This window comes from Pontixanthobacter sp. (assembly GCF_049682855.1).
Taxonomy (GTDB): domain Bacteria; phylum Pseudomonadota; class Alphaproteobacteria; order Sphingomonadales; family Sphingomonadaceae; genus Pontixanthobacter.
Genome location: NZ_JBAUIK010000009.1, coordinates 96,495 through 119,134, shown reverse-complemented (window position 1 = coordinate 119,134; position 22,640 = coordinate 96,495). Strand labels below are relative to the sequence as shown.

16 protein-coding genes are annotated in these 22,640 nt (G+C 56.2%); 8 read left to right on the top strand and 8 right to left on the bottom strand.

Annotated features, from left to right (window positions below; all coding sequences use genetic code 11):
• Positions 1-5: 5 nt before the first annotated feature.
• Together tatB and tatC are read left to right on the top strand one after the other, a co-directional pair.
• Positions 6-488, top strand: coding sequence for a Sec-independent protein translocase protein TatB (gene tatB / locus WA922_RS06295; RefSeq protein ID WP_424770836.1), 483 nt, complete (start codon positions 6-8; stop codon positions 486-488).
• A 5-nt stretch (positions 489-493) separates the two neighbouring features.
• Positions 494-1,267, top strand: coding sequence for a twin-arginine translocase subunit TatC (gene tatC / locus WA922_RS06290; RefSeq protein WP_424770835.1), 774 nt, complete (start codon positions 494-496; stop codon positions 1,265-1,267).
• A 193-nt stretch (positions 1,268-1,460) separates the two neighbouring features.
• Here tatC and WA922_RS06285 read toward each other — a convergent pair whose 3' ends face one another.
• The 3 genes from WA922_RS06285 to WA922_RS06275 all read right to left on the bottom strand — a co-directional run bounded on the left by WA922_RS06285 (position 1,461) and on the right by WA922_RS06275 (position 4,609).
• Positions 1,461-1,694, bottom strand: a complete 234-nt coding sequence (locus tag WA922_RS06285; protein WP_424770834.1) for a hypothetical protein — start codon at positions 1,692-1,694, stop codon at positions 1,461-1,463.
• Positions 1,695-2,011: 317 nt separating this feature from the next.
• Entirely contained in the window at positions 2,012-3,691 is a 1,680-nt protein-coding gene (locus WA922_RS06280; RefSeq protein WP_424770833.1) for an amidohydrolase, read from the bottom strand.
• A 12-nt stretch (positions 3,692-3,703) separates the two neighbouring features.
• Positions 3,704-4,609 (bottom strand): NAD(P)-dependent oxidoreductase, encoded by a 906-nt coding sequence (locus WA922_RS06275; RefSeq protein ID WP_424770832.1) that lies wholly within the window; start codon positions 4,607-4,609, stop codon positions 3,704-3,706.
• Between the two features lie 98 nt (positions 4,610-4,707).
• Between WA922_RS06275 and WA922_RS06270 the strand changes: the two genes are divergently transcribed.
• The 4 genes from WA922_RS06270 to WA922_RS06255 all read left to right on the top strand — a co-directional run bounded on the left by WA922_RS06270 (position 4,708) and on the right by WA922_RS06255 (position 13,296).
• Positions 4,708-5,937: a threonine ammonia-lyase gene (locus WA922_RS06270; protein ID WP_424770831.1), complete on the top strand. Its 1,230-nt coding sequence runs from the start codon at positions 4,708-4,710 to the stop codon at positions 5,935-5,937.
• 162 nt (positions 5,938-6,099) lie between these two features.
• Positions 6,100-6,963, top strand: a complete 864-nt coding sequence (locus tag WA922_RS06265) for an arginyltransferase (protein WP_424770830.1) — start codon at positions 6,100-6,102, stop codon at positions 6,961-6,963.
• The gene (locus WA922_RS06260) at positions 6,884-9,109 is read left to right on the top strand and encodes an autotransporter assembly complex protein TamA (RefSeq protein ID WP_424770829.1); all 2,226 of its coding nucleotides are present in this window, start codon (positions 6,884-6,886) and stop codon (positions 9,107-9,109) included. The genes WA922_RS06265 and WA922_RS06260 overlap by 80 nt, the downstream gene beginning before the upstream one ends.
• Entirely contained in the window at positions 9,109-13,296 is a 4,188-nt protein-coding gene (locus WA922_RS06255) for a translocation/assembly module TamB domain-containing protein (protein ID WP_424770828.1), read from the top strand. The genes WA922_RS06260 and WA922_RS06255 overlap by 1 nt, the downstream gene beginning before the upstream one ends.
• 29 nt (positions 13,297-13,325) lie before the next feature.
• On the opposite strand, the gene WA922_RS06250 is transcribed toward WA922_RS06255, so the two are convergent.
• The 3 genes from WA922_RS06250 to WA922_RS06240 form a co-directional block, all read right to left on the bottom strand.
• On the bottom strand, positions 13,326-13,706 hold the full coding sequence (locus WA922_RS06250; RefSeq protein WP_424770827.1) for a hypothetical protein: 381 nt from the start codon (positions 13,704-13,706) through the stop codon (positions 13,326-13,328).
• The gene (locus tag WA922_RS06245) at positions 13,703-14,326 is read right to left on the bottom strand and encodes a lysozyme (protein ID WP_424770826.1); all 624 of its coding nucleotides are present in this window, start codon (positions 14,324-14,326) and stop codon (positions 13,703-13,705) included. Before WA922_RS06245 ends, WA922_RS06250 begins: the two co-directional genes overlap by 4 nt.
• Before the next feature lie 216 nt (positions 14,327-14,542).
• Positions 14,543-16,198 (bottom strand): tetratricopeptide repeat protein, encoded by a 1,656-nt coding sequence (locus WA922_RS06240; RefSeq protein ID WP_424770825.1) that lies wholly within the window; start codon positions 16,196-16,198, stop codon positions 14,543-14,545.
• A gap of 267 nt (positions 16,199-16,465) precedes the next feature.
• Here WA922_RS06240 and WA922_RS06235 point away from each other — a divergent pair, with 267 nt between their 5' ends.
• Entirely contained in the window at positions 16,466-17,341 is an 876-nt protein-coding gene (locus WA922_RS06235) for an IS1595 family transposase (protein WP_424770824.1), read from the top strand.
• 54 nt (positions 17,342-17,395) lie between these two features.
• On the opposite strand, the gene WA922_RS06230 is transcribed toward WA922_RS06235, so the two are convergent.
• Entirely contained in the window at positions 17,396-18,313 is a 918-nt protein-coding gene (locus WA922_RS06230) for a hypothetical protein (RefSeq protein WP_424770823.1), read from the bottom strand.
• Positions 18,314-18,407: 94 nt separating this feature from the next.
• Between WA922_RS06230 and WA922_RS06225 the strand changes: the two genes are divergently transcribed.
• Positions 18,408-18,617 carry a helix-turn-helix transcriptional regulator gene (locus WA922_RS06225; RefSeq protein WP_424770822.1) on the top strand — a complete coding sequence of 70 codons (210 nt, stop codon included), beginning with the start codon at positions 18,408-18,410 and terminating at the stop codon, positions 18,615-18,617.
• Between the two features lie 422 nt (positions 18,618-19,039).
• Here WA922_RS06225 and WA922_RS06220 read toward each other — a convergent pair whose 3' ends face one another.
• Entirely contained in the window at positions 19,040-22,525 is a 3,486-nt protein-coding gene (locus WA922_RS06220) for an autotransporter domain-containing protein (RefSeq protein ID WP_424770821.1), read from the bottom strand.
• Between the last annotated feature and the right edge of the window lie 115 nt (positions 22,526-22,640).

The following is a 22,640-nucleotide window of genomic DNA, read 5'->3' as shown; positions in this document are numbered from 1 at the left end:
TTTCCATGTTTGATATTGGTGCTCTCGAACTGCTGATGATCGCCGTGGTTGCGATCATAGTGATCGGGCCAAAGGATATGCCTGCGGCTCTGCGTGTTGCAGGGCGCTGGGTCGGTAAATTGCGCAATGCCTCCGCGCAGTTCCGGGCCGGGTTCGACTCTATCGTTCGTGAAGCCGAGATGGAGGATATGGAGAAAAAGTGGAAAGAACAGAACGCCCGGATCATGGCAGAAACGCCCGCAGGGGAAATGGGCCCGCTGGAAACCGCTGCGGACCCATATGGTGAAAGCGGCCCGGATGCCGGGCCCACGCCAACCAAGCGGCAAGACAATGTTGGCGAACTGCCGCCCGGACCTGCTGATATCACGCCAGTACAGTCTGCCAAACAGTCCCCCCGGCAGTCCCCCCGGCAGTCATCGCGGTCCGGCACTGACAGGCCTGATGCCGATGAACCCACGCTGCCGCTTGGCAAGCCGCGCGGGAAGTAGCCCGGATGGCAATTGGCATAGATGATATCGACGAGTCGCAAGCCCCTCTGCTCGACCACCTGATCGAGCTGCGCGGGCGGCTGGTGCGCTGCATCATCGCATTGGTGATTGGGTTTGGCATCGGGCTGTATTTCGCCAATGAAGTATATGGATTTTTGGTACGGCCGTTGGAGGCAGCATTCCCGCCCGGGGAAGGGACGTTGATCTATACAAAGCTGTATGAAGCGTTTTTCGTGCAGTTAAAAGTCGCGCTGTTTGCCGGGTTCTTCCTGACATTTCCGATTATAGCTAACCAGCTCTGGGCGTTCGTCGCGCCTGGGCTTTACGCCAACGAGAAAAGGGCATTTTTGCCGTTTCTATTCGCGACACCGATATTGTTTGGCGCCGGGGCGGCGCTGGCATATTATATCGTCATGCCCACCGCATTCCGGTGGTTTATCGGCTTTGAAGGCGTAACCGGCGGCGTAAAGCTGGAAGCATTGCCCGCAGCTGGCGAGTATCTGTCGCTCGTGATGCAGTTTATCCTGGCATTTGGCATCAGTTTCCTGCTGCCCGTGTTGCTGTTATTGCTCAACCGCGCAGGTATCGTGAACCGCCAGCAACTGGCGGGCGCTCGCCGCTATGTAATCGTTCTGGTGTTCGCGCTATCCGCAATTGTGACACCGCCCGATCCAGGGTCCCAGCTCATTCTCGCCGTCCCGCTCTTGTTGCTTTTCGAAGGATCTCTGCTGATCATGCGGTTTGGTGAACGCAAGGCTGCAAAACCGGACCCAGCATAGGACAACATGTCTGGGCAATAGCGGTGCATCGTAATCGCTGCCCCGCCCGTTGTGGCCCGCTTACCCTCCTTGTGTCGTGGCTGCGGTCTCTATGAAAATCTCGTCCTGTGAAGTCTGGTTAGGGCCCAATTTGTGACGCGCACAAAAAAACGGGGCCCGAAAGCCCCGTTTTTTCAATTCAAAAGTAGTAAGCTTATGGGCTAACTGGGTTATCATCATCATTGTTGTCAGCAGCGATTACGATACCGCCGATGATCGCCGCAGCTGCCAGCAGAGCAAGAATAAGACCCGCGCCACCTTTACCACCGAGCTCGCTCTCACCAGTTACCGGTGCGGCGTCACGATCAGCTTCAACAGCTTGTGCAACGGCTGGCGAAGCAGCCAAGGTTACTGCAGCAGTTGCAGCAAGAATATTACGAAACTTCATTGATGTCTCCTTAGAGCACTTTAATTGTTTAATTCTCGATGTCTCGATAGGGGACTGGTCTCAATGAGGCAACCCCTAACTTTGTATCAAATGCCGAAAATGTTACCGGATTGTAACGATATTCCGCAGGGCCCAACCATCCGCCCAACCGCATAGTCTACCGCAGCAAAGCTTGCGCAGTGCCTGGCGTCCACCGGTCAGGCCAATGCCCGTCTATCGTTTCGTTTTTATTAACGCGCGCAATCGTCAGGCGTCTGTGGTTCAAGCGTTCCACAAACCCGACAAGGCGTTTGCCGCGCAAGATCCGAAGCATGGCATTACCGGTTTGGCGCAGCCGAATAGACTTCGGCGCCCCCGACCCATGTTGCCAAAACGCGAGTCGCGCGGATGTCCGCGGGTGACGACAGCATCAGGTCGCGGTCGATGATTACGAAATCGGCACGCTCGCCAGCTACCAATCGTCCGAATCGTCCCTCAGCAAATCCGGCATAGGCGCCATCGGAAGTAAATCCGGCCAGAGCGTGCTCTCTGCTGACCGCTTCTTTCGCGCGCCAGCCGCCAAATGGCTCCCCATCGGGTCCGGTGCGTGACATTGCCGCCGCGAGACCGGCAAAAGGATCTGGCGATTCGACCGGCGCGTCCGATCCGAACGCCAATCGAGCACCCGCCGCGAGCATGCTGCGCCACGCATAAGCGCCTTCCAGTCGGGGCTCATCAAGCCGAGCCTCCGCCATAGTCCTGTCGGATGTTTGATGGACCGGTTGCATCGAGGCGATTATTCCGTGCTTGCCGAAAGCAGCGATGTCTTGCGGGTCGATGATCTGCGCATGTTCGACCCGCCACCGGCGGTCGCCATCATATGTGCCCGACAGTTCATCGACCGCCTGCAACACTTCGCTATTGGCTGCATCGCCGATGGCGTGGATTGCCAGTTGAAATTTGTCCAGCGCCGCCCGGCTCATCAGATTGCGCAATTGCGCGCCGGTTTGCAGGGGTAGTCCGATATTGTCAGCATCATCGCTATAGGGCTGTTTGAGCCATGCGCCGCGTGAACCAAGCGCGCCATCAAGATACAGCTTCACACCGTTCAGGCGCAATTTATCGTCATAAAGCCAGGGTGACGGGCCCGGACCGCCGATCAGTTCCATCGCTTCTGTCCCGGCAGCATAGGACAGGATGCGCATTTTCAGCCATCCGCCATCGCCAGCCCGGCGGAAGGATTGCCAATCTTCGATAGTGGTGCCCATGTCAGCAGCAGCTGTAATACCGAAGCTGAGCAGAATGTCCTGCGCCCTGGATAAGGCAAGATCGCGATCTTCGGGGCGGGGCTGCGGGACAGAGCCCTGGACGAGGGCGGCGGCATTATCCACGAAAATGCCGGCCGGGTTACCATTGCTGTCGCGGGTGATGCTGCCGCCTGATGGCGCCCTGGTCGCTCTGGTGACGCCTGCAAGCTCCATCGCCCGGCTATTTGCCCAGCCTGCATGGCCATCAACCCGTTCCAGCCAAACCGGACGGTCTGCCACGGCTGCATCCAGCTCGGCGGCGGTCGGAAAGCGGCCGAGGCCCCATTTCTCCTGATTCCAGCCGCGCCCGATGATCCAGCGCCGCCCCGGATTTTCCGCAGCATATTGCGCGATCAGTACCTGCGCCTCAGCAAGAGAATTTGTGCCGGACAAATCCAGTGTCAGCGCGCCAAAGCCCAGTCCCATCACATGCAAATGCGAATCAATCAGACCAGGGATGACGTACTTTCCCTTGCCATCGACGCGGAAGTCGGTCCCTCGCGGTAGATCATCGTTGCGAGTCAGCACTTGCTTGATCCGCCCGTCATCATCAATCCATAAAGCGGAAAAGCGTTCAACCTGGCCATTGTCGCCAATGGTTATGCCTTGGATATTATCCACCAGAGTATCGGCGTAAGCGGTTGCGCTGAACATAGCGGCAGTGGCGGTCAGTCCTGAAAGAACGGTTCGCCGGAGTGACAGGCGTTTCATGGGCTTCCTCATTTACTCATTCCCCGATTTCAGCGGTAACCGGCGAATGAGCGCGCTGGTATCTTGCCGCGCGCCGCCGTCCAATTCTTGCACGTCTTTATACAGCGTATCAACCAGCTGCGTGACCGGACTGTCCAATCCAAGCCGCTCTGCCTCTTGCAGGGCATAGCCCAAATCCTTGCGCATCCAATCAATGGCGAAGCCGAAATCAAATTCACCCGCCACCATAGTTGGCCAGCGATTGTCCATCTGCCAGCTTTGGGCGGCACCGCCCGAAATCGCCGCCAGAACTTTCTCCGCATCGACGCCGGATGCCTGCACCAGCCGGATTGCTTCGCTGAGCCCGCCCAATATTCCTGCGATGCACATCTGGTTTGCCATTTTGGCAGTTTGGCCCGCCCCGGCTTCGCCAATATGGACAATCGTTTTGCCGTAAACCTTCATCACCTGTTCTGCCTTGGCAAAGGCGTCTGCCGTGCCGCCGCACATAATCGCCAAAGCTGCGTTTTCGGCGCCTGCCTGTCCGCCGGAAACAGGCGCGTCGACAGCGGCAATATTACGGGCCGCGCATAATTTGGCCACTTTGCGCGCCATTCCCGGTGACACGGTGGTGTGATCTATCAAGACATTGCCGTGCATCACCGATAGGGCGCCGTGCGGGCCGTTCAGCACATGTGCCAGATCATCATCATTGCCCACGCAGGTGATAATGATCTCGCGCCGCGCCGCAGCCTCTGCCGGAGTTACCCCAATGGCGACCTCGTAACCCTCGCCTTTGAGAGCAGCGGCTAAATCTTGCGCGCGCTGGGTTGTGCGGTTGTAAATCGCGATATCATATCCGGCTCTGGCAAGATGTGCGGCGATGGGTCTGCCCATAACGCCCAGGCCCAGAAAAGCGAGTGCAGGTTTGCGTGTCATATTGACGGATTAGGCAATCTGGCGCGCAAAGCAAATGCATAGGGGGTTAAACGCAATCATGTGTTCCCCAAAAACTGCATTTCGCCTAGTCCTGCGCCATGACTGAAAGTGCAACAGACCGCCTGACTATCGACCATATCCGTGCGGCCGCCGACCGGATTAGGGGCGCGGTGGTGCATACGCCCACAATGCACTCGATTACTCTGTCGGAAATTACCGGTGCGCAAATCTGGCTGAAGTTTGAAAATCAGCAATTCACTGCTGCCTATAAGGAACGCGGCGCGCTCAACGCTTTGCTGCTGCTGCCACAACACAAACGCCAACAGGGCGTCATTGCGGCCTCGGCTGGCAATCATTCGCAGGGCCTTAGCTATCACGGGCGGCGTTTGGGTGTACCTGTAACCATTGTCATGCCGCGCACGACGCCGACAGTAAAAGTGATGCAAACTGAAGCGGTCGGGGGCAATGTCGTGCTGCACGGGGAAACCTATGATGATGCATATGCGCATGCGCTAAAGCTGGAGCAGGAGCGCGGGCTGACATTCGTGCATCCGTTTGATGATCCCGATGTTGCTGCCGGGCAAGGCAGTGTGGCGCTGGAAATGTTTGCCGATGCGCCCGATCTGGATTGCATTGTCACCCCGATTGGCGGTGGCGGTCTGATGTCCGGCATGGCGACGGCCGCGCGCGCGCTCAAGCCGGACATGGAAGTCATTGGCGTACAGGCAGAGCTCTACCCTTCCATGTATGCGCGGGTAAAGGGCCGCAATATGGACTGCGGCGGGGATTCTCTGGCGGAGGGTATTTCGGTCAAAGCGCCTGGTGAGTTTACGTCTAGAATCATCGCCGAGCGCGTCGATGATATTCTGCTGGTTAATGAAGCTGCATTGGAAAAAGCGGTATCACTGCTGCTGCAAATAGAGAAAACCGTGGTCGAGGGTGCTGGGGCTGCGGGTCTCGCCGCAGTGCTCGCCAATCCGGAAAGATTCACCGGCAAGAAAATCGGCCTCGTCTTATGTGGCGGCAATATCGATACACGCCTGCTTGCCAATGTCTTGCTGCGTGATCTGGCACGCGAAGGGCGGCTGGCGCGTTTGCGTGTGACTTTGCAGGACCGGCCCGGGGCTTTGTACAAAGTCATGGGCGTATTTGATGATCACAACGTCAATATTATTGAGATCTATCATCAGCGCGTCTTCACCAGCCTGCCCGCCAAAGGTCTGATCACCGATATTGAATGCGAAGCGCGTGATCGCACGCAGCTCGACTCGCTTATCGCCGCGCTGCGCGCAGCCGGTTACACCGTGAATCAAGTTGAATTGAATTAGGACACTGGCCGGTCAAAGCCTTAAGCGCCGGTGAAATTGTGCAAAATAATCAAAGGTTAACCGTAATTGATGGTTAAGGGACTTTTACCGCGGCGCTTGGCGAGCCATAACAATGCCTTCGTTTGTTACCGATTCCCCGCTTAAAAGGATGTGCCTGCACCCGTGACGGCTCCTGTTCGCTTTCCCCGTTTTTTTGTGACGACGCCTGCGCCTTGCCCTTATCTTCCCGGTAAGAGCGAGCGCAAAGTGTTCACCGAGTTAAAAGGCCCGCACGCGGAACAATTGAACGAGGCTCTGGGACGGATCGGGTTCCGCCGCAGCCAGACTGTCGCCTATCGGCCCAGCTGTGCGGGCTGCCAGGCCTGTGTGTCGGTTCGGGTTGCCGCGAGCGAATTTTCACCCAGCCAAACCCAGCGCCGCAACCTGCGCCGCAATAGCGATCTGGTCATGACCGAATGCCGTCCGTGGGCGACCGATGAACAGTTTGAACTGCTGCAGAAATATCTTGGCGTGCGCCACCCCGGGGGCGGTATGGCGACAATGGACGAGACCGATTATGCCGACATGGTCGAGCATACGCCGGTCAGCAGCTATGTCATGGAATACCGCGAACCATCGCGCGACGGCATAACGCCCGGCCGTCTGGTGGGTGCATGCCTTACTGACCGGCAGGCAGATGGCCTGTCGATGATCTACAGCTTTTACGATCCTGACCATTCGCAGCGTTCAGGCCTCGGCAACTACATAATCCTTAATCATATTGTTCATTCGGCTGAGCAGGGCCTTCCCTATGTTTATCTGGGCTATTGGGTCGAAGGGTCTGACCGGATGCGGTACAAGGTACGGTATCGTCCGTTGGAACGCCTGACCCGTAATGGTTGGCAGCGCATGACCGCTGATGAACAATCGGCCTTGATCGCGCAGAGTAGCAATAAAGAGAACGTAGTTGAAACCGACCCTGTTGCCGATACTGCGTCAGCCCATAAAGACGGAACGCCGCAGCAGTATTCCAGCGTCCGTCGTTAAAGCCCGAATCGATGCGGCCGCCCGATCGGCTGCATCACTGGCAGCAGGCGTAGTTTTCTTCTCGGCGCTGCCGGCATGCGGGCAGGAAACAGCGTCACCGCTCCGGCTGGATGATCTGATCCCTGATGCAGCCGTCAACAACCCGGATGATTGGGCGGCTGACGCAACGCAATCTCGGGCATCACCGGTACAGGATGATACCCCTTCGGCCCGCGATACGCCGATGGCTGACGTGCCGGAATTAACGATCGGCTGGCCGGAGGATCTGTCTCTCCCGCCGATTGAGACTTTGGACCCTGAAACAGATATCGCGTTTGCCCGTGAAGCATTGGCATCGCAACTGATCCTGCAAAACGGCACGGTTGAGGCAATCGGCTCAACTCTCACAATCGCCTTCCCGGCGGATTTTGCCGCGTTCCCATTGCGGCAGGAATTCGTTTCCCGGTTCAAAACGCTGTCAACCATCACCGATTTGTCAGGCACTGCCGAAAGCGTCGCGCAACTTGCCGCACGGGCGCGGGCGGATGAAACGCTATTGACCGATCTGCTGCGCGTATACGGATATTATGACGCGCAGATCACGCGCACCATTGGCAGCGCAGCGTCTGGCGCGAGTGAGGCAGACGGCCCGCCCGGCGTGCGTTTCGATATCATTCCGGGCCAGCGTTATACGGTTGGCGCAATTGATCTGGGGCAATTGCACACCGCGCCCGATTTTGCTTATCTGCGGGGCCAGTTTCCAATTGCCAGCGGTGACCTGCTTTCAAGCGATACCATTGTCAGCAGCCAGCTTTCACTCAATCTTGCCTTGGGAGAAACCGGTTATCCTTTTGCCGAGATCGATCCCCCGCAGCTGCTGATTGATCATAGCCGGAGCGAGGGCGACATCACACTTGCGGTGCGCCCTAACGGCAAATATGTCATTGCCGCTATTGTCAGTTCTGAACCCGATTTTCTGTCCGGCCAGCATTTGGCGACTATCGCACGGTTTGATGCAGGTGATATATATCAGCGCAGCCTGGTTACGGATTTACGGCGGGCAATCACCGCGACGGGGCTGGTGTCATCGGCCACGATCACCCCGCGTGAGTTAACCCCGCCGACACGCGGACGGCCCGGTTCCGCCGCGCTTGATATTGATTTGACCAAGGCAAAACTGCGCACCATTGCGGGCGCGATTGGTTACGGCGCGGAAGAGGGGGTCCGCGTCCAGGCAAGCTGGGAACATCGCAATCTTTTCCCGCCCGAAGGGGCTTTGAAACTGCGCGGAATATTGGGTACCAAAGAACAGCTTGGCGGGATAACTTTCCGCAAGAATAATTTTGGCGGCCGCGACCGCGTGTTGACGTTTGATGCCTTTGTCAGCACTCTCGACAGCGATGCATTTGATGCGCAGTCGATCGCGCTGATCGGAACATATGAGCGGGCATCGACGTTACTTTTTCAGAAGCAATTGGGATGGAGCGTCGGCTTTGAGCTGGTCGGATCGCGCGAGAGGGCACCAAATGCGGGCGCAACTCAGCCACGGCGAGAAACTTTTCTGACCGGCGCCGTACCTGCGACGATTTTGTATGACACGACAGATGATCTGCTCAACCCAAGCCAGGGATTTCGGTTAGGCGGCAGGTTATCGCCTGAAATTTCACGCAATAGCGGAACACAAAGCATTTACATTCGCACGCAATTTGATGCGAGCGCCTATCACAGTGTCAATCCGGGTCTGGTGCTTGCAGGCCGGGTCAGGCTCGGCACGATACCGGGCACGTCACTGGACAATATCGCGCCCTCGCGGCGCTATTATGCAGGGGGCGGCAGTTCTGTGCGCGGGTACGGGTTCCAGCAAATCGGTCCGCGCGATACAGCGGGCGCGCCAAGTGGCGGGCGCTCAGTGGTCGAGAGCGCACTTGAAGCCCGCATAAAAACCGGTTTTTTCGGCGGCGCGCTGTGGGCCGTGCCGTTCATAGATGCAGGCTCGATCGGCAGCGATCCAGCGCCCGATTTTGATGACATCCGGTTTGGTGCAGGTCTGGGTATCCGTTACGATAGCGGCTTTGGCCCGTTGCGCGTGGATGTCGGGGTGCCGCTCAATCCAGGGCCCAACGATAATCCAGTCGCCGTCTACGTCTCGCTGGGTCAAGCCTTCTGATGCGCCAGAGTGAGCAGACTGAGCCCGATCAGCAGAGCGGCCAAATCGCGCAAAAAGCCGGTATCAGCCGCTGGCTTTGGCGCGGCATACTGGCTTTGGTGGGCGTGCTCGTGCTTGGCTTTGCGCTCATTAACAGCCCCATCGGCAAACGCTTTATCGCTGACCAGATTGCTGCCGCGGCGCCTGCCTCCGGCTTGCGGTTAGAGATTGGCCGTATCGACGGCGATGTGTTTGGCGATGCGGTGTTATACGATGTCGCGGTACTGGACCCGAAAGGCGAATTCCTGACCATTCCGGAGATCACGCTTAGCTGGCGGCCACTGAAATGGCTGACGAGCGGACTGCACGTCGAGACGCTGATTATGCGGCGCGGCGCTTTAGCGCGATTGCCCGAGCTTCTTCCCGGTGATCCCGATGCACCTTTGCTGCCTGATTTTGATGTCTATGTCGGCCAGTTTGCGGTGCAGGATTGGACGCTGGCTGCCGGTGTTGCGGGCGAGGCGGCGCTGCTTGCCAATTTTGAGGCTGCAGCCGACATCCGCACGGGCCGGGTTATGCTGAAAGCTGGCGGCAAGCTGGGCGACCGGGACCGGCTTCTCGCGCTGATCGACGCCCAGCCAGGCGATGACCAGTTTGATATCCGGCTTGATTACAATGCTCCTGCCGGAGGGGCGATTGCCTCCATGCTGGATGCACCAGAGGGCTATAGTGCCAAGATCGCGGGGGAGGGTACATGGACCGAATGGGACGGTGCTGCGGTTATACGCCGCAGCGATGCCCGCTTGGCTGCATTCACTCTGACAAACCGCGCAGGGCAATACCGGGTACTGGGTCAGGCGCAGCCCGGTGATCTGCTAACCGGTTTGCCAGCAAATACCGCCGGTAAAACAGTGTCCGTGGCCGCGGCCGGTACGCTGCTGGACAGCACTGCTGCAGGGCAGATCGACTTTGTCGGGCGGGCTTTCCAGGCGCGGATAGCGGGCACCGCCGATCTGGCCAACAATGCGGTTGATGATCTGAAGATCACCGCGGCCCTGCGCGATCCGCAACTGTTTGGTGAGGCATTGGTGCTCAATGATACGGCGCTGGAGGCGGCGGTGGACGGTGGATTTCGTGATCTGTCGGTCGATTACCGCCTGTCCGTGGGCACGGCGCGATCGGGCAGGACCACGCTCAGCGGTCTGGTCCAGCAAGCGACAGCGACTTATGACGGATCACGCTGGACCGTGCCGCTCAATGTGTCGGTTGCGCGTATTATTACCGACAATGCGCTGATCGATCCGCAACTGGTTGGCGGGACCATAGGCGGAGTTTTGACCTATGCCGGTGACACTCTGTTTTCCGATGATCTCGCATTGACATTCCCCTCTGCCAATGCACGGCTGGCGCTGCGCGGGAATAGTGCTGCGGGCTCCTACATTTTGGCCGGTCCGGTGGCTGCCAACGGATTGCCGATTGACGGTATCGGTGCAGTCAATGGTTCGGCGGATATTGATCTCCGCATCGGCCGGGATGACGCGTGGACATTGGCGGCGGATGTTGATGCGCGGGTGCCGCGCGTCACCAATAAAACCATTGTCACTCTGGCGGGACCATCGCTGCGGCTTGATGGCGGGGTTTCAATGGGCAGCGCCGCACCGCTGGATTTGCGCCGGGTGCGGCTGGCATCGGACAAACTGTCGCTATCGCTGAATGGCACAGTTCGGCCCGGTACTACCTCCGTCGCAGGCAGCGGTTCTCAGGTGGATTATGGCGATTTCACAATCGAGGCTGCGCTGAATGATACCGGGCCCACCGCCGTTCTGGTTTTCGCCAGCCCGCTGCCCGCAGCCGGTCTGAGGGATGTGCGCGTGGCTATCGCGCCGACTGATAACGGGTTGGCGATTGATGCAACAGGCGAATCGCTGCTGGGTGGATTTGACGGATCGTTGCGACTGCTTGCCGCCGCAGACGGTCCCGCGCAAATTGCGATTGACCGGTTGAACGTCTGGAACACAGCGGTGACCGGTAATATTGCTTTGGGTGAAGGGGGCGCTGATGGCCGCCTGATGCTGAGCGGAGGCGGGCTGGATGGCCGCATCGGCCTGGCAGCGCGCGAAGGGGGGCAGGCATTTGCGGCACAGGTCACTGCCGATAATGCCCGTTTCGGCGGCGATACGACGATTTCCATCACGCGCGCGAATTTGGAATCTCGCGGATATCTGAAAGATGGAACCAGTACAGTTGAGGGTAATTTTCGAGGCCAAGGTCTAACGTATGGCGGGCTGTTTCTGGGCCGCATTGCGGGGCAGGCAGAGATTGATAATGGCCGGGGCAATGTCACGGCCTCGGTGGCCGGGCGGCGGGGTAACCGGTTCAATTTACAGCTCAATGCCAATTTTGTCCCCAGACAGATCGCGATAGCAGCGCAGGGCGACTTTGCTGGAAAGGCAATTCGGATGCCGCGCCGCGCAGTGTTGGACCAACAGGACGGCGGCGGATGGACGCTGGCCAAAACACAAATATCCTATGGCAGCGGCGCGATGCTTGCATCGGGCGCGTTTGGCGGGGATACGCTGCGCGGGACCCTGAAACTGGATACAATGCCGCTCTCGCTGGTCGATCTCGCACTGGCCGATATCGGGTTGGGCGGGACTGTGTCGGGTCTGATCAGCTTTGAACACACAGGCCGCAGTGCACCGACCGGTACGGCGCGGGTTTTGGTCGATGATCTGACGCGGTCCGGCCTCGTTCTAACGTCTAAACCAATAGATCTGGCGCTGGTCACCAATCTGTCTGCAAACAGCTTGGAGGCGCGTACGATCATCAGGGAAGACGGAAAGCAACGTGGCCGGTTGCAAGCCCGGATCAACAACATGCCGCTTGCAGGCGGACTTGGCCAGCGGTTGGAGGGCGGTGACTTGTTTGCGCAATTCCGGTTTGACGGGCCTGCTGCATCTGTCTGGCGGTTATCGGGTGTGGAAGGGTTCGATTTGACAGGGCCGCTTGAAGCCGCCGCGAACGTGACGGGAACATTGACCGATCCGGTTGTGCGCGGGTCTGTATCAAGCGATAATCTGCGGCTCCAAAGTTCGCTTTCGGGAACCGACGTGGAGGACCTGTCAGTGCGCGGGACATTCTCCGGTTCACAGCTGAAACTGCGGCGGTTTGCCGGGACGACGTCGAATGGCGGCACCGTGACGGGTAGCGGCATGATCGGGTTCCTTGATCTTGCCACCAGAGCGCCGCAAATCGATCTGCGGATCTCCGCTAAGAACGCCAATTTGCTTAAAGCAGCTGGCCTCAATGCGGTTGTTACAGGGCCGCTGCGGATTGTTTCAAGCGGTCTGGGCGGCACAATCGCCGGGCGTCTTCAGGTCGACCGTGCAGGCTGGAATTTGGGCACTGCGACCTCCGCTGACCGATTGCCGCAAATCCGCACGCAGGAAATCAACCGGCCCGCCGATATCGCGCCTGCCAATGCGGTAACGCGTCCCTGGCGATATCTGATCGATGCCAGCGCAGCCCGCCGTATTGATGTGGACGGGCTCGGTCTGGAAAGCGAATGGAGCGCCGATATTCGGCTGCGCGGCACCACCGCCGATCCGCGTATTGGCGGGCAGGCACGGGTCGTGCGTGGATATTACAGTTTTGCCGGTACGCGGTTCGAATTGACGCGCGGGCAGATTGAATTTGATCAGGAACAGCCAATTGATCCGCGTCTCGATATTCGTGCAGAAACTGAAACGAATACTGTTGAGGTGATTGTCAGTGTTCAAGGCAATGCGTTGCAACCCGAAATCACTTTCACTTCCGATCCGCTTCTGCCGGAAGAGGAAATTCTGTCCCAATTGCTGTTTGGCGGTTCCATCACAGAACTTGCTGCGACCGATGCGCTGCAATTGGGCGCAGCATTGGCAAGCCTGCGCGGCGGTGGCGGCGGGCTTGATCCAATCAACCAGCTGCGCAATGCGATCGGGCTGGACCGGTTGCGCATAGTCAGCGCCGATGCCGCTCTGGGCCGTCAGACCGGGGTCGCGCTCGGCAAGAATATTGGCCGCAAATTCTATGTAGAGATAATTACGGACGGCCGGGGGTACAGCGCAACCGAGGCTGAATTTCGGGTGACCAGCTGGCTATCATTGCTTGGCAGTGTGTCGACGATCGGACGCGAAAGTGTGGTGGCCGAGGTCAGCCGTGATTACTGACCGGTTTCTTGCTCGGGCAGAAATGCGGCCTAATCACCTTTGGCCTCCAACGCAGTCAGCCTTTGATCATGTTCCTGATCCTTGAGCCGGGACTGTTCGGAATAGAGATCCTGACCGTCCATCCAGCCGCCGCGCTTGGTCAATTCGCCTTGCATGTTTTGCGATGCGATGACCAGCTGTGTGACGTTCTCGGTCAGAATATCAATCTTCTCGCTATTGGCTGATGTCGCCATGCCGTTGCGCGAAATTTCGGTCATGATCAGGCCGAACCCGCCAATCATTACAATGCTGAATGTGGCAATGCCCAGCTTGACCCACAAATCCGCTTGCGCCTTGGGGCTGAGCGCGGATTCCTGGGGTTTCAGGGCCGACAATATCGCCATCGCGTCGCTTGATAGCGGCTGGGTCATCCGCGCCCTCCATACAATGCGGCTTCTGCCAGGCGGCGGCGGGTTAGCCCTTTTAGCACCCGTCCGCCAGCGCGGTTCCAGCGGGCGAACTGCTTAATCGCAGCTGCGTAATCGCGGGCCTTGTGATACCGTGTCAAAGTCGCGCGCGCGATGGCACCAGTATTATAGTGGAAACTGACCAGAGCATCAAATTGGGCTTGGGTCGTCGGGGCGCTACCCAGAGCGCGCGCCACATCATCGGCGTATCGCAGCAGGTCGCGCTCCAACCTGGCATCGCATTGCTGCTGGGTCCAGACAGTACCTGGGCCGATCGGCTGCCCGTTCAGGCCGGTGCCGGTTGCGCCCCAGCCAATTGTCCATGGATCGCCGCCCGTACCGGGATCGGGATACGCCTCGACCAATCCGTCACGCCGCACACGCGCGCACCCTTCAAATTCCTTGATCAGCGCAGTTCCTGCAGGGCCGATGCGGGTGGGGACCGTGCCGCTGTGCAGCGCGTCACATGCGGCGGCTTCTCCGCTTGCGCAATCGACCGCGGCGTCAATCTGCGCAACTTCAGCAGGCCGGAACCCGCGCCCCAAAATGTTTCGGACAGTCTGAAAAATCGGTTCGCGCTTCATCGGGGCCTCGCTGCGGTCTGGAAAGGAGGCACAGCGATTAGGCAGATAATGCGCGAGTAGGAAAATGATTTATCGCTGCGTTCAGTCTTTTAAACGCCAAGCTGACATCGTCTCTCTACGATCAGACCGTAATAACGGTGATAACGAGCATACCCAAAACTTCACCAGCCGTTCAAAACAGATTCCTAGCAAAACTCGAAATTTTATATCTGAAGGCTACTGACCTGACAAAAATGAGATACTGGTCTGATCGTCTGAAGCGTCTTTTGTAATTATTGATTGGGAAGCTTCATCCCAGCTGCCGTCGCGTTTGGCTTCTAGGCGAGACAGCATAACTTTTGCGTCCTCATAGGCGGTAATATGAGTGAACCGGTCAGCAGCCTCTTGTCTGAATTTATCACGCTTGCGTTTTTCTCCTTCATCACCGTCGAATGTCCCAAATGCCGACGGTTTGATAACTGCGATAGCGTCGTCGAGAAGCCCACGTTTTTCAAAATCATGTGCAAGCAGGTACCTGATTTCATCATTCTGCGGCATTAGTGAAAAAGCTTCTACCAACGCGTTTTGAGCTTTGATTGAAGGGGTTATTTTTTGATCTAAAAAAGTTTTGAACATGGCGACACGTGGGGCAATTGCAATCGACGAGCTTTCTATAGCCAGATTGAGCGGTTCGCGCGCCTTATCCCAGTCGCTAGTTGCGCTGCTCGGTGACAAAAGGGCGGCCGAAGCGATTCCTTTTTGTGTCAGCGCTTCTACGTTGCCGGGATTTATTGCAAGCAGCTCGTCTGAAGAGCGCAATGCATCAGAATGTTTGCCTGCTAAATTCTCCAATTGAGATCTAATCTCCAAACCCATGACATTGTTTGGATCAGAGGCGGTAATATCGTCAAATCCTCTAAGGATATAGGCAAGATCGGAATACTCGAACCCAGAATAAAGGCGAATTTTATAACGCATTAATTCGCTCTCCATGTCAGTCAGTTCGCGGATTGGTATTTCGCCAAAATCAATAGGTTTTAGAGAAAGGCGCATTGCCTTAATGTTCCTACGATGGCTCTTCAATTTCTTATTGAGCTGATTAAGATCTCCGAACGAAGCTTCAGCTGCCTTGAGATAGTCCTCTCCACCGGCGACTTTCACGAGATAGTTCTGCAACTGATTACCTATCTCGGGATTTTGCGATGCGAGATGGGTTAGTAGCCAGCCTTGTGCATACAAAGCTGAAACGTCATCAATATCAGCATAGGATTTTGCAGTTAGCAGATCCTTAGCATCTACCCAGCTCCCACCGCGAATAGCATCCATTCGGAAGAAAGGAGCGTGGCCTATCTCAACTACTCCTTCTTCAGGAAAGGCCATCGTCCCATAATATTCGGCAAATCCTTCAGAATACCAACTAGGGTAATTGGTATAAAAGTATTGGTACATATAGTGATGAAGATATTCGTGCTGGCGAACCTCGGGACCCCATGCGTATGCACGTTGTTCTGTTTTCCTAACACTCCCTCGACCACGTCTAAGTGTATTGCGGAAAGTAACTAAAAATGGCCCGGACGTGGTGCTACTGTAGTATCCGCCTACGCCTTGTGATGGGTATGGAAATGTTTTATTAACATCGTCCATAGTCGCTACCTCGAACATTACGACTTTGACTGGGCTGGCTGGCTTATCATTTTTCGTGAGGGCTCTGACAAGCGTATCAAAAGTTTCCATCTCTTTGACTGTTTTTAGTAATTCTTCTTCTGGAGCTTCGCTATAGTATATGAAGTGATCTGTCTCGGCAACTCGCCAGTTTGCGAGTGCTGGGGCAGACATAGCAAACATAGCGGCAGAAATAGTTGCAGATGCAACAAACCGAGAGAGGCGATTCATTTATAAAACTCCGATAAAACCTGTTTAATACACTCGTTTACAATAGAATATATGTGAATGCAAACAATGGCTTGACGATCTAAAATTACTGCTTTGTACTATTGGGAAACCTTTCAATGGGGTCCGATTATATGATCTAGCAGGAGATCCTGCGGCAGTAAGCCCCTCCGAAAGAAAGGCTTGAAATCAACTCGCTGCAACAAGATCTGTAAAGACCTCTGGCGATTATCCCCTTGCGACAAGTAAGGGGTTGTGCTAGAAAATGGCATGTCCAAAGCCCCCACACTCCGCCAGTTTCAAGATCGCTTCCCGACAGAGGAAAGCTGCCTGGAGCATCTAAAACTAGTGCGGTTTGGTGAGCGTCACGATTGCGAAAGGTGCGGCAAGGACGCCAAGTTTTATCGGGTAGCGAAGCGTCGGTCCTACGCCTGCGAATATTGCGGTGCGCAGGTCTATCCTACCGCCAGCACCCCGTTCCATCGCACCCGCACAAGCCTGCGTGACTGGTTCCATGTGATGTTTCTGTTCACGACCTCGCGCAACGGTGTCGCTGCCAAGGAAGTCGAGCGCCAGATCGGCGTGACCTACAAGACGGCGTGGCGGATGTGCCATGAAATCCGCAAGTATATGGCGCAGATCGACGGTGACGAACCGCTAGGCGGCGAAGGCAAGGCCGTGGAAGTGGACGAAACCCTAATCGGCGGCGCGATGAAGGGCGGCGGGCGAGGTAAATATCGCCAGAACAAGACGGTCGTGGTCGGCATGGCCGAACGCGGCGGCAACGTCATGACGCGCATCATCCCGAACGTCCGCAAGCACAACCTGCTGCCAGTCGTAAAGGCCGGTATCGTGCGCGGCAGCGACGTTCACACCGACCAGAACCACACCTATCGCAACCTACCTCACATGGGCTTCAATCATTCAGCAGTGAACCATAACCGCAACGAATGGGTGCGCGGTGATAGCCACGTGCAAACGATCGAGGGCTTCTGGGCGAACCTAAAACGCGGTATCAACGGAACGCACATCCACGTCAGCGGGAAGCATCTCGTGAAGTATCTGGGCGAGTTTGAGTTTCGTCACAATCGCCGGAACCGTCCCGAGACGATGCTTTCCGAGCTGATGCTGGCTTTTCAGCGCTAGGGCCTGTCATGGCCTCCAAGAGGCGGTCGAAGCGCGCGCCCTCTTTTGAATGAATCAATGTACCTCGCCTTCACAATATAGCTGCGTCGCAATTTTCTGGGTGAAATCTAAATCGCAGTATTTTGATGCCACCTCACGGCTGAACCGAATAAGGTATATGATTTTTCCGGCGTCTTCCCCCCACCCCTCTCTTCTATTGGTCTCATCAGGGAACGGATCAGGTGGGTAGTCTTCTATGCACTCTATATCGCGGCCAAATTCAGACATGGAATATTCGTTTTCGCCCTCGATCAGTCTTGCTTCTTTTCCAAGGTTCAAGGCAGATTTAAACCAAACCTCGACAGTTTCAGCTTCTGGTTTCTTGTCCTTGCTCAAAGTGTCGTCGACATACCGCTTGATGGAGGCGCACCCGATCATGAGGCTTACAAGTATGGGTAATTTCCGTAATGCGTGGTTTCGAGCGGCACTATCTCGGACAAGGCTTCCATGTGTTGCGGTCTGCTGATTTAAAGCCTCTTCCTGCTTGTGTCGGATGCAATCGGTAAGAACTTCCAATTCTTGGATTTTTTCTGCGAGACGTTCGTGCGCAGCTCGCGATGCGTATTTATCGGGCAACCCATCTAAAATCGGAAGAATAGCGGCTATCTTGTCTTGCGATGAAGTTGTCCTAGTATGCAGAGACCTTAATTCATTTTTCAAATTCGGATCGTCTTTCACAACAGTTTTAGAGTCCGTTTCACCGCTTTTGACAGGTCGAAAAATTCGGATTGCGACCAATCCAATCGAAATAACGAGCATCAACAACAGAGTGGTGAAGAAACCAATAATCACTGCTTCCGGCCAATTGATCGTGCCGAGAGCGGTCATTTGTTTGAACACCCAAGATAGTGCAAGCCAGACAACGCCGAGAACAGGCCACCAACGTTGGCCGACATCCAGTAAGCTATCAGCCTTTGTGAAATATTTGAGCATCCCCCACTCATATCACTGCCCCCACCAGAGTCGAGGCATACTTGTCGCAAGGGGATAGTGTCCAGACCTCTTGTCAGGCAGCGAGGATAATTCGGTGAATAACCGCTTGAAACATTACCGGGAGGAACATGGTTGGAGCCAAGGCGAATTGGCCCGGCGGCTTGGCGTATCGCGGCAAACCATCAATGCGGTGGAAACCGATAAGTATGATCCCAGCCTGCCATTGGCGCTACGCGTGGCGAAGCTGTTCGCCATGCCGGTGCCGGAACTGTTTATTGACGAGTGGGAGCCTGAGAATGACTGATCACAGCGACCGATCCGCTACTGTGTCCAATACCGGACCGTCCGCGTTTGCCGGTCTCCTGAAATTTCTTCGGACGCTCGCAATTTGGGTCGTGCTCGGCTTTGTGCCTTAAGCCGATTGGCGGCATACGCACCATTTATCGGCCAGGCAAAAATGCGGTGCACACCGTCAAAACATCAAGAACAGATAAAGCGGCACCGCCCACACACATACAACCCAACCGGAAACGAAGAGAGATGTACCAGCCGACATCACGGATATACCGGCATATCCGTCAGAAGGGCCCGGAGGCCTAAACGAAGCACGGCCAGCGCGTTACAATAGAATAGCGAAAAGCTTCCGATATATCCGCATGCGAAAAAAAGGCGCCCGGATCGCTCCGGACGCCTTTGGTGTTGGCCTGAACCGCTGCGATCAAACCATCAGAATTTGATCGTTGCGCTTGCAGATAGGGTGGTCGCGTTAAAGTTTTCACGGCCGATTACTGTGTCGACACCGACGCCCAGCTGGAGCGGCCCGTTTCCAAATGTCGTGGAGGCGCTCAACTCGGCCCAGTTGCGATCAGTCGGGCTGTAAGCAAAGGCTGCTGTCGGGCCAGTTCCGTTAGCGAAATTGGCCTGGAACAATTGCGGTCCATCGTTGAATTCGTGTACGAAGTCCACACCAGCACGGAACTGAACGGCCCGGTCATCCAAGGTCGCAAAATCAATTCCATAACGGCCTTGCGTACTCTCGAACTTTTCACGGTTGAACGATAGCGCCGCAACACCGCCGGTTTCGGTCACTGCCGCCGACGATACTTTTGAATAGCGCAGCTCTACACCAGGAGAAAATGTTCCGATGGCAGCGTTCAGATCATACGACACGCCTACCGCACCCGATATGCCGGTGCTGTCGCGGTCAGCGACCAATGTCTGCGCCGTGCCGAGGAAATCAACAGTTCGCGAGGTATTGGTTTTGTAATCTGAAATATTGAATTGGCCTTTTACAGCCAGGCCCGCCTCCGAACTGATCCGTCCATAGACAGAGCCGGTCAACATCTCGCTATTGGCCTGATTACCGAATGCACCGTTAGCATCGAGATCCGAATAATAGACCGAGGCACCGACCATAGTGTTGTCGCTCACGAAAACATCTATGCCTCCGCCCAGATAATAGCCGTCAAAATCGGTATCTCTCACCGCCACACCCGACATCGGTTCGCCCCGGCCGTCAATCGAACCGGCAGCGAAGTATATCGCAATGTTATCCGCAACGGCGCCTTCTTCGATATCGGTTTCGGCCAGACCGAGATCACCGGCAGTTTGCGGCTGTGCAGACCGCGCCGACTGATCGCCAATACCGGTAAACGGACTGGATAGCGTCGCCAAAGTTCCGCCAGCATTTGAGCGGCGTGAAGAATTCAGCCGCCGGTCATTAAACTGCATCATTTGGTTGAAGCTTTGTGCAGTCAGCGTCCGAATATCGGTTTCGGATGTTGGTGCCAGCCGGTCAAACGTATCCCTGATCACTGCGGCAGACGCGAAGTCCAGCCCGTAAAGACCGGCAACGGCGGCATTGCCGCGATTCTGATCGAACAATTGGGCATAGGCAGATTGAACCGCATTATCAGGATCAATGACCGTCGCAAAGCTCGCCACGTCAATCTGCAGCAATACAGATTTTGGTCCGTAAACAAATGACTGGCTGATCAGGTCCGAGAGGCGGCGCTCTGTAAATGTACCGCTCACACCGACATCAGCGGTGACGATTGTATATTGCGTACCATCAAGATTGACCTGATCAAAGATACCCGAACCGACGCTGACCAAACCGCCGACATTGGCAATACCGGTGACATCCAGCGTGTCCGACGCACCGTCGGGGCCAATATCAATCATGAGAGTGGAAGCGGATGACAGGATGGCATTGCCATCAATCGTCAGCGTATCAATCGTGCCCATCTCACCTGGCGAGATAGCGCCGGCGATATTGGTGAAAAACGGCGCAGTTACGGTACCGCCGCCGGTTAACATGCCGGCGAAGAGGGTGTAATCCCCAACCGAAGACAGGCCGCCATCAACATTGATCATGCCGCCCATCTGGCTGATGTCAATCAGCACATCCAGATTGGCGCCGCTCGTGATGTTGAGCCCGGCCATGCCGGAAACCGTCAGGCGGTCAATCTCACGCTCGCTGTTGAGAGTGGTGGTGCCGGTGTTCGACAGGGTAACATCAAAATACCGGCCATTGATAACCTCTCCGGCTGCAGTAAAGCCGGGATTGATATTGTCCGGAACGAAGCCTGTCGCGCCGGCCAATCCATTTTCAATTGTCGGGTCCGGAAGCGTGGGAGCTGCCTCCATCTCGGCGCTTTCCGAAGGCGGTGCGAGGGCGCTGATGGTTGCGGCATCATTGCCGGTTGCAGTGTCGCCGCCTACCAATGTGGCGGAACCCAGGCCGTTTACCACGCCAATATCGGCCCAACCGATGTTGTTTATGGACGTTTCCGATCCGGTTACCGATGTCGAACCTGCGCCCGCCGCCGCATCACCATTGTCAGCCGGGACACCCGAACGGCTGACTTCGCCCGTTGCAGTATCCAAACATTCGTTTGGCCCAAGAGCAGGACCACTGATACCTTCAACGCATACGAGGCCAAAGTCACCGCCGGTACCGTTCAGCCCCAGCTCAGGAGTAGTCGGGAGAGCGTTGACGATGTTTCCGTCAGCATCAATTGCGCGGTAGTTCGGATCAAGCAGGCTAACCCAATGGTCGCCGTCTTCCCAATCGCCATCGCCGCTGACCGCGCCGACATAACGGTAGGGGTTGGCGGCTACGATATATTGCCAATACAGGGCCAGAGGCTGATAAAAGCTGGAAGAGCCGATGCTGCTGAAACGGCCCAACAAGGAAGATCCGCCAGACAGCACGCCGATCACCAAATCTTCATCGGTGATAGCATTGTTGGCCGCATCCAGAATTAACGGGCCACCGGAATCGCCGCCTGCGGTGGTGCCTTCATTAGGCCGTGCCGCATCACCGTGAATATTAAAATCAAAGAAGAAATTATCGGGTGTTTGGGAATCAAAATCGGTCTGATACAGATTTTGCGGAAGGTTCGGACCAGCCGGACCGAAGATGGCATTGTCGACATCGTCGAGCGACAAGAAACCGCCCAAGACATTCTCTGCCGCGCGGCGGCGGAAATCGATACCCTCTACGTCCCCTTCGAAGGCGTTACCCGTACCGCCATAACCGGTAATATTGACGTTGTAACCTGTGCCGGTAATCGAATTGATATTCTCTGGGGCGGGAAGGATCGAGAACAGCAACGCCCATGTCGGGATATTTGCTGCGGGTGTATCCAATGTGGCCAGTGCAATATCGGCTTCGATAAAGCCGCGCGCTTGAGGGTTTTGCAGTGATCTGGGATCATACTGGATCTGGCTGATATTGAACAGATTGTTTGCAATGGAGGTGGAGCGCAAAAGAGGGTTGGGGATCAGCGCATCGATTTCTTCCTGCGTCAGCCTGGCGGTGCTGAAAACAAAGCGGCCTTCCGGGTCGATAAAAGGCGCCAGCCATTCGCGCACGGCAGGAAGATTATCGACATTGAAACCGAACGAGCTGATCCGTGTGCCGTCATTGTAAGCAGTCGCGGGCAAGCTGTTGACACAGTGCGCGGCAAACAGAACAGTACGTGGGTTGATCAGCGTGCCGGTGCACAGTCCCAGCCCGGTATCGCCATCAATCCCGCTATTGGAGAAAAATTGGCCAACCCCGGCAAATTCATCATCTTCATCGACAATGTCGTCGGAATTGGTGTTTTCGCCAGGCACAATAGCGTGGGCCGGTGAACTTACAGCAGCGAGCGCCAGAGCAAAAGGCGCGCTGCTCAGCAGAAGACGATTGGTGGAACGTGTCATTGTGTGAATACCCCAGATTTTACGAAACGTTACGTTTCCCGATAGCTTTGAGTAACCATGCCGACCCGATTCGCCTATAGTATAGTTGCGACATGTAAAACGGCGGCCGAGATGA

Coding starts and splice junctions, on each gene's coding strand:
- WA922_RS06280 (WP_424770833.1), bottom strand. CDS start 3,691: ATGAAACGCCTGTCACTCCGGCGAACCGTTCTTTCAGGACTGACCGCC.
- WA922_RS06255 (WP_424770828.1), top strand. CDS start 9,109: ATGCGCCAGAGTGAGCAGACTGAGCCCGATCAGCAGAGCGGCCAAATC.
- WA922_RS06285 (WP_424770834.1), bottom strand. CDS start 1,694: ATGAAGTTTCGTAATATTCTTGCTGCAACTGCTGCAGTAACCTTGGCT.
- tatC (WP_424770835.1), top strand. CDS start 494: ATGGCAATTGGCATAGATGATATCGACGAGTCGCAAGCCCCTCTGCTC.
- WA922_RS06235 (WP_424770824.1), top strand. CDS start 16,466: ATGTCCAAAGCCCCCACACTCCGCCAGTTTCAAGATCGCTTCCCGACA.
- WA922_RS06240 (WP_424770825.1), bottom strand. CDS start 16,198: ATGAATCGCCTCTCTCGGTTTGTTGCATCTGCAACTATTTCTGCCGCT.
- tatB (WP_424770836.1), top strand. CDS start 6: ATGTTTGATATTGGTGCTCTCGAACTGCTGATGATCGCCGTGGTTGCG.
- WA922_RS06220 (WP_424770821.1), bottom strand. CDS start 22,525: ATGACACGTTCCACCAATCGTCTTCTGCTGAGCAGCGCGCCTTTTGCT.
- WA922_RS06230 (WP_424770823.1), bottom strand. CDS start 18,313: ATGCTCAAATATTTCACAAAGGCTGATAGCTTACTGGATGTCGGCCAA.
- WA922_RS06245 (WP_424770826.1), bottom strand. CDS start 14,326: ATGAAGCGCGAACCGATTTTTCAGACTGTCCGAAACATTTTGGGGCGC.
- WA922_RS06275 (WP_424770832.1), bottom strand. CDS start 4,609: ATGACACGCAAACCTGCACTCGCTTTTCTGGGCCTGGGCGTTATGGGC.
- WA922_RS06270 (WP_424770831.1), top strand. CDS start 4,708: ATGACTGAAAGTGCAACAGACCGCCTGACTATCGACCATATCCGTGCG.
- WA922_RS06250 (WP_424770827.1), bottom strand. CDS start 13,706: ATGACCCAGCCGCTATCAAGCGACGCGATGGCGATATTGTCGGCCCTG.